This window comes from Vibrio sp. 10N.222.48.A3, from assembly GCF_041475345.1.
Classification (GTDB): Bacteria; Pseudomonadota; Gammaproteobacteria; order Enterobacterales; family Vibrionaceae; genus Vibrio; species Vibrio tasmaniensis_A.
Map to the genome: position 1 here is coordinate 1 of NZ_JBFRVX010000147.1, position 6457 is coordinate 6457.

8 protein-coding genes are annotated in these 6457 nt (G+C 46.0%); 3 read left to right on the plus strand and 5 right to left on the minus strand.

Annotation, left to right across the window (positions count from 1 at the left end; genetic code table 11):
- Positions 1-432: TetR/AcrR family transcriptional regulator (locus AB4653_RS05495; RefSeq protein ID WP_372103521.1), on the minus strand; the 432-nt coding region annotated here is incomplete at its 3' end.
- A 93-nt stretch (positions 433-525) separates the two neighbouring features.
- Between AB4653_RS05495 and AB4653_RS05500 the strand changes: the two genes are divergently transcribed.
- Both AB4653_RS05500 and AB4653_RS05505 read left to right on the plus strand, forming a co-directional pair.
- Positions 526-1059: a dihydrofolate reductase family protein gene (locus AB4653_RS05500; protein ID WP_170962745.1), complete on the plus strand. Its 534-nt coding sequence runs from the start codon at positions 526-528 to the stop codon at positions 1057-1059.
- A gap of 139 nt (positions 1060-1198) precedes the next feature.
- Positions 1199-1696: a hypothetical protein gene (locus AB4653_RS05505; RefSeq protein ID WP_009845936.1), complete on the plus strand. Its 498-nt coding sequence runs from the start codon at positions 1199-1201 to the stop codon at positions 1694-1696.
- 154 nt (positions 1697-1850) lie between these two features.
- On the opposite strand, the gene AB4653_RS05510 is transcribed toward AB4653_RS05505, so the two are convergent.
- Positions 1851-2732, minus strand: a complete 882-nt coding sequence (locus AB4653_RS05510; RefSeq protein ID WP_009845937.1) for a LysR family transcriptional regulator — start codon at positions 2730-2732, stop codon at positions 1851-1853.
- 281 nt (positions 2733-3013) lie between these two features.
- On the opposite strand from AB4653_RS05510, the gene AB4653_RS05515 reads away from it, so the two are divergent.
- Entirely contained in the window at positions 3014-4201 is a 1188-nt protein-coding gene (locus tag AB4653_RS05515; protein ID WP_009845938.1) for an MFS transporter, read from the plus strand.
- 70 nt (positions 4202-4271) lie between these two features.
- Here the strand turns inward: AB4653_RS05515 and AB4653_RS05520 are convergent, their stop codons facing one another.
- The 3 genes from AB4653_RS05520 to AB4653_RS05530 all read right to left on the minus strand — a co-directional run.
- The gene (locus AB4653_RS05520; protein WP_032555162.1) at positions 4272-4835 is read right to left on the minus strand and encodes a sugar O-acetyltransferase; all 564 of its coding nucleotides are present in this window, start codon (positions 4833-4835) and stop codon (positions 4272-4274) included.
- 240 nt (positions 4836-5075) lie between these two features.
- Positions 5076-6074 carry a LacI family DNA-binding transcriptional regulator gene (locus AB4653_RS05525; protein WP_009845940.1) on the minus strand — a complete coding sequence of 333 codons (999 nt, stop codon included), beginning with the start codon at positions 6072-6074 and terminating at the stop codon, positions 5076-5078.
- Between the two features lie 99 nt (positions 6075-6173).
- Positions 6174-6457, minus strand: a 284-nt coding sequence (locus AB4653_RS05530; protein ID WP_372103524.1) for a family 1 glycosylhydrolase, incomplete at its 5' end; no start/stop codon positions are given.

The window sequence follows — 6457 nt, forward strand, 5'->3', positions numbered from 1 at the left end:
CAACGCGTTTTGGGTTTGCTCTTCGGTTAACGCTAGCGGGCTCAACACCGCTTCAAAACGTTCACTAAAAACTTCCATCGGCCCGAGGGATTTCATGGTCAATAAGGTCTCTAACAAGCCTCTATATTCGTTGAGCATCGACAAGTAACTCACGCTGAGCCGATATAGGTTATCTCGCCAGTCTTGATTCAGCTCTGGCTGTGCCACTTCTTCAATCATGGAAACCGTGATTGCCTCAAGCAGATCGTTTTTGTTTTTGAAGTAATGGTATATGGCCATCGCATCGACCCCGAGTTCTGTCGCCAACCCTCGAATACTTGGTACTTTGCCACTCTCTCGCATCATGCTTTTAGCAATAGTGAGAATTCTCTCGGCGCTGAGTTGGCTTGATCCACTCTTTGGTCGACCTCGTTTCTGATCCTTGACAGTCATACCGTCACCTCTTAAACTTTATTTCTACACTGTAGAATATTTTAATTTATTACCGTGTAGATGCCAAGTTTCTCATCGATATCGGGGTTAAAAATGTCAAATATTGTATTCATCGCAACCAGCCTTGACGGTTACATTGCAGACAAACAAGGCGACTTAGATTGGCTGCAAGCGATTCCAAATCCAGACGGTGACGACATGGGTTACAACGCTCATACCGATCGTATCGATGCACTGGTCATGGGACGAAATACAATGGACATGGTGTTGAGCTTTGGCATTGATTGGCCTTACAGCAAGCTAGTCTATGTACTGAGCAACACTTTAAATGAAGTACCTCAAGAACTTGAAGGTAAAGTATTTTTGATGAAGGGTGAGCTTAAACAGATTGTCGCGGATTTGAATAACAAAGGCCTAAATAACTTGTACATTGATGGCGGCATCACCATTCAAAACTTCCTGAAAGAAGACCTGATTGACGAGCTGATCATCTCGACCATTCCTATCGTGCTTGGTGGTGGATCCCCGTTATTTGGTGACTTAGTGTCTCCGGTCGACTTTACGTTGAAAGGCGTCACGACGTACCTTGATGAAATCGTGCAAACTCATTACTTACGTAAGCGTTAAAGCTGTTGTTGCTCTAAGGCCATGAAAGGATCAACACCGAAAACATTGTTCACGCGACGTAAGCTTTACCGTCTCTACACAAGCCTCCCCTAAAGTAGTCCCCTTTATCGTCTCTCATTCTTGATGGTAGCTGGATATTATGAAGCTTTTGGTCGATCGCACTGGTGAACAGTTTTTAAAAATTCTGCAAGAATCGGGAGACACGCTGACGGCTCAATTCATTATCAATGAAGGTAATCGAAAGGGTAAGCCGTTCCAAGATAACTTGAGTGGATTGTTCCTCACAGGGTGGAAGCTGCGCACTACTTCAACCGCCATCGGATTAGAACGCTTTAAGCAAGGCAAACTTGAAGATCCCAAAGTGAGTTTCGCATTGCACCAACTCTACCCGCTCGGCCGAGATGTAAAATTACCCTCTGGCGATATCGCCACAATCGCGAGTTACGCCAATACCCATACCGATGGCTACTATATGTTTGTGCGCCTCAACGATGAATTAACCCGACTCAAGATTACGCCCGATTGGGAACTGCAACCTTCCGCTCAAAGATTGGCTCTGCCTTATTACCCAGCCCCAAGAACTAAAGAAGAGCTCGACAACATTGACGATTTTGATGCGTGGGCGGGCGGTTTTTAAACACTGAAAGTCAGTAAACGCTATTGAGATCACATCCACCTATCGAATCTCAATACAACAATATGTGCTCTCTAAACATTGATACGAATACCCGTTCTCAAACGATGCAAATAACGGTTTGGCTGTGTGCTGCTAAAGAGTGTTTCATTCTTTCCTACAAGCTCAAACGGGGCTGAATAAAGTCAATAAACGCCGAGATACGTTTAGAGACAGAGGACGACTTGTAATAAACCGCATTCACTCGCTCTCGGTCTGTGTTGGCAAGTTTGTCTTGTTCCAGAATAGGGATTAAGCGACCCGCAGCCATATCTTCCTGCACCATAAACCCCGACAGACAAGCGATCCCATTTCCAGCTAAGACTAGTTGACGCACGGTTTCACCATTACTGGCTGTCACAGTAGGCGCGACGTCACTTTGGTTTGGTAAAGGCCAATGGTTAAGCACTTTGTTCCCTGCAAAACCCACAATTTGATGTGAACTCAAATCTTCAGGTTTGGTGGGCAGCCCACGCTTAGCGAGATAATCAGGTGACGCCACAATATGGAGTAAACTTTTTCCTAACGGGCGCGCGTGCAGTGTTGAGTCGGACAACTTACCGATTCGAATCGCAACATCGGTTCTCTTTTCGAGAAGATCAACGAAGCCTTCGTTGGAAGTGAGTTCCAACTCAATGTCTGGGTAAGCCTCTTTGAATGACTGCACCAACGGCACTAGCTGATGGAATACGAATGGGCTGGCGGCATCGACTCTTAAACGACCTTTAGGCAACTCACCGCGCGACACGATTTCTTCTTCCGCGCTCTGGATCATTTGTAATCCCACCCTGACTGAATCGACAAACTGCCGCCCTTCCTCCGTCAATTCCACGCGTCTCGTTGTTCGGTTGAATATTGAGACGCCGAGTTGCGACTCAACCTTACTCACCGAACGAGATACCTTGGCGACTTGCACATCCAACGTCTCTGCTGCCGCAGAAAAACCACCAGCATCGACGACGGTGAGTACCATTTCTAAATCATCTGAACGGGTTAACATGAGGCTCCTTCGCTATCTTAATTTTGTTTAATGTCATCACGCTTGTGCTCATCACAGCTCAAATCATCTGAGTCTTTTCGATCTCATCAGCTTAATCCAATGATCGGCTAACTCTCCAATTATTGCAAATAGCACAAAGGTTATTTGTTAATGATGGCATTTTTCACAAATATATTTTGCTAGATAATCCTCGCCATCAAACGAAGCGCTCCTATTGCAGCCAAAAGCTGCCCCATTTTATCGCGCTCGGTATTTAACAAAGAACAGTAAGAGAGATGATTATGCCACTAGCATTACTTGCATTGACGCTCAGCGCCTTTGCCATCGGAACCACAGAATTTGTCATCGTAGGCTTGATTCCTACCATGGCGAGCGACTTGAATGTATCTCTGCCATCGGCAGGCCTATTAGTCAGTTTATACGCGCTTGGCGTTGCTATTGGCGCACCAGTATTAACGGCATTAACCGGCAAATGGAATCGTAAGGCGGTGTTGCTGACCGTGATGGCATTGTTTGTCATTGGTAACTTATTGGCGTGGCAAGCTCCGGGCTATAACACGCTGATCGCCGCACGAATTTTGACCGGCCTCGCCCATGGTGTGTTCTTCTCGATTGGATCGACCATCGCGACAGGTTTGGTTTCAAAAGATAAAGCAGCCAGTGCCATTGCGATCATGTTTACGGGTTTAACAGTTGCATTGGTAACCGGCGTACCACTGGGCACTTACATCGGCCAAACCTTTGGCTGGCAAGCGACCTTCTTGATCGTTGCTCTGCTTGGTCTTATTGCTCTTATCGGTAGCGCTATCTTGGTTCCAAGCAACCTTAAGCAACCACCTGCGGCGAAGGTTTCGGCACAACTAAAGGTTCTAACTCAACCACGATTACTGTTGGTTTACGCTATCACAGCACTAGGTTATGGCGGCACATTCACAGCCTTTACCTTCCTTGCTCCAATACTGGAAAACGTATCAGGGTTTGATTCGAGCTCAATCAGCCTCATCATGTTGGTTTACGGTGTGTCAGTGGCGGTGGGTAACATCTGGGGCGGAAAAATGGCCGACAAGATGGGCCCGATTAAAGCGTTGACCGTTATCTTCTCTGGTTTAGCCGCAGTACTGGTGGTATTCAACTTTACCGCAGTAAACCCTTACGCAGCTGTTGCTACCATTTTGGTTTGGGGTGCATTCGCATTCGGTAACGTTCCGGGGCTACAAGTGTATGTTGTGAAACTGGCTGAGAAATACACACCAGACGCAGTCGATGTCGCTTCTGGGTTGAACATTGCAGCCTTCAACGTCGGTATTGCATTGGGCTCATGGGGCGGTGGTTTGATTGTTGCGAAATCTGGATTAATGAACACCCCTTGGGTAGGTGCTGTGATTGTTTTGATCGCTCTTGTTCTGACTCGATTCAGTGGTGCGTTAGATAAGAAGCAAGCACAACAAGCTGTTCCATCTAGCATCTAGCATCTAGCATCTAGCAAGGATAGAAAAACAAAGCCCGAACCTAGGTTCGGGCTTTGTCATTTACATCTGATTATTGTCCGTTATCGATCGCTTTCAGCACTTTACACGGGTTACCGACTGCAACCATATTGGCTGGGATATCTTTGGTTACCACACTGCCCGCGCCAATCACGCTGTTTTCGCCAATGGTGACACCGGGGCAGACAATTACACCACCGCCAAGCCAAACATTGTCGCCAACATTAATCGGTGTGCCAAACTCAACACCCTCTTCAACTCGGCCTTTCACATCGAGTGGGTGGCCTGCGGTCAGGATTTGAACGTTCGGACCAAGCAGTACATTATCGCCAATAGTCACTTCAGCCACATCCAAAATCACGCAGTTAAAGTTAGCGTAGAAGTTCTTGCCCAGCTTGATATTCGAGCCGTAATCACAACGAAATGGAGGTTCTAAATGCGCATTTTCACAGCCTGGAATCAGCTCTTGCGTTGCTGCTTCCCATTCGGGTGTGTCAGGAATACTGTTATTGAGTTTTTGAAGTACCTTACGACACTCGATACGAGCGGCATAAAGTTCTTTATCCCAAGCCTGATAAGGTTCGCCTGCTAGCATTTTTTGTTTTTCTGTTTTCACGTTACTTACCTGTTCTCGCATTACTTAGCTATTTTCATATGACTTAGCTAGTTTCACATGACTTAGCTAGTTTCACATGACTTAACTGTTTTCACATTACTTAACTAATGGTGGTCAATTCATCGACCAAAAACGCAATATCGCACATCTAAATAACAGTGAATAAGGAGTGTTTTAGCTTGGTTTAAGAGATGCGCAGCTCGTCACTTTTTGTAGGTGAAATATGAAATTCTAACAGTGCTAATTTAGCTTCGCTATCGAATCACGTAACACCAAACTGCCGGTGGTATTGATGGTGGTCGCTTGCTCTGTTTCACCGACAATTTGCAGGATCGCCTTTTGCGTCATTTGCTCTAATGGCACACTGACAGACGTTAAGCTTGGCGTTAAAAACGCCCCCACTTTGCTGTTATCAAAACCGACGATAGAAACATCTTGAGGCAATGAATATTCCAGATCCGTTAACGCCTTAATCGCACCAATCGCCATGTCATCGTTTTCCGACAAGATAGCAGTGAATGTTGTTTTGCTTTTTGCCAGAGCCTGAGCCGCGTGATAACCGCTCTCCATCGTCCAATCACCTTGAACAACCTTGGACTCATCCAATGCAATACCCTGTTTAGTTAGCACATCTTGATAGGCTTGGTAACGCAACTCATCGGTCGAAGAACCGGCTTTACCACGAATCACTGCAATATCGGTATGGCCTTGCTCGATGATGTGCTCAACCATCAAACAAGCGCTCTGATAATGGTCGGTGGTAATGGCATGATTAGGCTTCGACGGCATTTCTCGGTTGAGTACCAGAATCGGTGTGTCAGTACTTTCGATGATCTTTGCAATCTCGCTTTCGGTTAAGCATTGCGGATAGATGATGATGCCCGCGCACTTCATATCCAGCAGGAAGTTGATCGCCTTTCTTTCGTCTTCAGCGCTGTGTTTGCCATCGGTGATCACCAATTGGTGGTTCGACTTTTCGCTATAAGAAGCCGCGTGATACATCAAGGAAGAAAAGTAAGGGCCATTGAACAACTCATTGGTGATTACAAAGCCGATGAAATTGGTCTTCTTGGTCGCCAATTGCTGAGCCAACAAGTTCGGTCGATAACCTGTTTCTTGAATCGCATCGAATACCTTTTTCACCACATCTGGGCGCACGATGTTCTTGCCATTTAAGACACGAGAAACGGTCGATTTAGATACGCCTGCGCGGTTCGCGACATCAAGCATGGTTACCATTCGCTTCTTTTCCTTTATAAAAAATTAGCCGACATAGGCCGACTAATTCATTGCAAAATGACAGCTCACAGTTCACATAACTGCGCTGGGAAATGCATTCTAAATAGTGGTACCGTTAGATGCAATCACGCCTTTATACCACTCGAACGACTTCTTGCGTTTGCGTTCTAGTGAGCCAGATTGATCGTTGTGCTTATCTACGTAAATGAATCCGTAGCGTTTTTTCATCTCGCCCGTGGTGAATGAAACTAAGTCGATACAGCCCCAAGGGGTGTAGCCCATCAAGTCAACGCCATCAATCGCTACGGCTTTTTTCATCTCTTTGATGTGGTCACCAAGGTAAGCAATGCGGTAGTCATCATTAATGCTGCCATCTTCTTCAA